The organism is Shewanella sp. SR44-4 (genome assembly GCF_014163715.1).
In the GTDB taxonomy this organism is placed as follows: Bacteria; Pseudomonadota; Gammaproteobacteria; order Enterobacterales; family Shewanellaceae; genus Shewanella.
Genome location: NZ_JACJDU010000168.1, coordinates 1 through 266, shown reverse-complemented (window position 1 = coordinate 266; position 266 = coordinate 1). Strand labels below are relative to the sequence as shown.

Annotated in this window: 1 pseudogene; it reads left to right on the top strand. The window is 41.4% G+C overall.

Annotated features, from left to right (window positions below):
- Nucleotides 1–266, top strand: a pseudogene (locus H5125_RS21920) (group II intron reverse transcriptase/maturase); the annotation flags it as partial.

Below are 266 nucleotides of genomic sequence, written 5' to 3'. Positions count from 1 at the left end.
AGTGCTCGAGAACGATATCAAACCGTTGATCGCTGATTTCTTAGCGGAAAGAGGCTTAACACTCTCCGAAGAGAAAACGCATATTACCCACATCAGCAATGGTTTTGACTTCTTAGGGTTCAATCATAGGAAGTACAAAGGAAAATTGCTCATTAAACCGAGTAAATCCAACACGCTGTTGTTCTTGAGTAACCTGCGCGAACTCATCAAAAAGCACGCAACCATCCCTGTTAACGACCTTATCAAACTGATAAATCCGAAACTAA